Here is a 1847-nt window from a genome sequence, read left to right as displayed (position 1 = left end):
TGCAACCCGAACCCTACCGGCCCGGGAGATCAAGGTGTCAACGTCAAAGGGTTAAGCCCCAGGCGTTTGAACTGGTGGAGATGGGCGATGGCTTGCTCGACTACCCACCTGATCGTGCCCAGGCGGATGATCTTCTTGCGGCCGTGCTGCGGGATGACCGATGCGAGCCGCTTGGAGGCCAGCCAGTCACGGAACGCTCGGGAGTCGTAGCCGCCGTCGGCGAGGATCATCTCGGGCCGACGCCGCGGGCGACCGACACGGCCGGCCACGGGCGGTATCGCGTCGACCAGGTCCTTTGCGGCCTTGATGTCCGGGACGTTCCCCGCGGTGGTCAAGACGGCGAGGGGGATACCGGCTGAGTTGCAGGCGATGTGGTGTTTCGAGCCGGGCCGTCCGTGGTCGACCGGCGAGGGCCCGACTCCACCGCCCTTTTTTAGCCCTGATGCGGCTGCCGTCCAGGCAGACGGTGGACCAGGCGATCTCGCCCGGGGCGTGCAGCTCGGCGAGCAGGACTTGGTGGAGGCGGTCCCAAACCCCGGCCTCGCACCAGCGGCGGAACCGCCGCCAGCAGGTGATATCGAATCCGAAGCCGAGCTCGCCCGGCAAGTGTTTCCAGTTGATCCCGGTGAAGAGAACAAAGAAGATGCCCTGCAGGCACTTCCGTCATCGAGCGGGACCGGCCCGCGCCTTCCGGGCCGATGGACCGGCAGTAGCGGCTTGATCCGGACCCATAGCTCTTCGTCGATCTCCCATGGTTTCGCCATCCCCGTTCAACAAGCGAACTTGAAACCACGCGCCGCACAACTAGTCCCACCACCCACGACCCTGAAACCAGTTCTTAGTAAACGTCGTCCGAGTGTTGTCGCGGCTACTGACATGACGACGGGCAATACCGGTGCCGCCGCAGAGTATAGTGAGAGGGGCGGCTCCAGTTATTGCAGCGAAAACCTATGCGGGCGCGAATGCGTTGCAGGAGATGAGCCTTGACAACATCGTGTTCTCGGAGGCGCTGCCCCCAGAGACTGGAGAATTGAAGGACTATTTTAATAGATGTCTGGATACGTTCGGACTGTCGAACTGACGGAAGGGGGGGCGGGTGAATCGAGAGCGGCGCCTGGAACGGATTGCGAGTATCGTTAGCGGTGTAAATTGGGAAGATGCCCGGGATCCGCTCGGCAACAGTGTGGATCTTACCCAGCCACTCACTAGGATGGCGCTGAATAGTCGCCTTCAACGAGAAGAACGTTATTTCGGTTCGGGTATAGGAAACTATATTTGCAATGACGGCACTCTGGGAGAGACGACCTTGCTCGCGGTGCGCGTTATCAATCGTCTGCTGGATGAGGATTTGTGTGAGAAGCCGGATATTTTGCACGAACCGCTTTCTTTGCTCTCGTTTGGCTGGACCGAAGACGAGGTGGTGGATCCTTCTACCGGAGAAACTGTGGTTCTCTGGCAGGGGGCATTCAGAGAACTTTACAAAAGCAAAAATCTGTACATAAGGGACTTTCATCGTGGGATACCGACTGAAAGCCGATCAATCATACGGGTGCTTTGGTTGTTGGCTCCCAAATACCCGGAAATAGTCGACGAGCTGAGATGTAAGCTGCAGTTGGTTTCCGGCTCTGAAAGACTGTACCTTGAATCCGAAATAGATGCGATGGTCGAATCGATTCAGGAAGACGTAGTCGATCATGACTATCGATACGACATAGATCCATAGAGTGTATCGTATGTGGATATATCGTTATGAATTTCGTCCTGTTGGGGATCGCACGCAGGTCCTAAGCTTGTCTTTTAACCTGTTGGTGGTTCGGTCGGCTTCGCTGATCTCTTCCCTTGAGTGA

General features: G+C 57.7%; 2 protein-coding genes and 1 pseudogene. 1 reads left to right on the top strand and 2 read right to left on the bottom strand.

What is annotated here, in order from left to right; translation table 11 throughout:
- Nucleotides 1–29: 29 nt before the first annotated feature.
- Nucleotides 30–578, bottom strand: a complete 549-nt coding sequence (locus ACYVK3_RS12160; protein ID WP_460497584.1) for a transposase — start codon at nt 576–578, stop codon at nt 30–32.
- A pseudogene (locus ACYVK3_RS12155) lies at nt 529–654 on the bottom strand (transposase); the annotation flags it as partial. The gene ACYVK3_RS12160 and the pseudogene ACYVK3_RS12155, both read right to left, overlap by 50 nt.
- Before the next feature lie 442 nt (nt 655–1096).
- Here ACYVK3_RS12155 and ACYVK3_RS12150 point away from each other — a divergent pair.
- On the top strand, nt 1097–1723 hold the full coding sequence (locus ACYVK3_RS12150) for a hypothetical protein (protein WP_460497583.1): 627 nt from the start codon (nt 1097–1099) through the stop codon (nt 1721–1723).
- Nucleotides 1724–1847 lie beyond the last annotated feature (124 nt).

Source organism: Glycomyces tarimensis, from assembly GCF_054776215.1.
The sequence above is the reverse complement of the archived record's forward strand: the minus strand, read 5'-3'. Positions and strand labels throughout refer to the sequence as shown.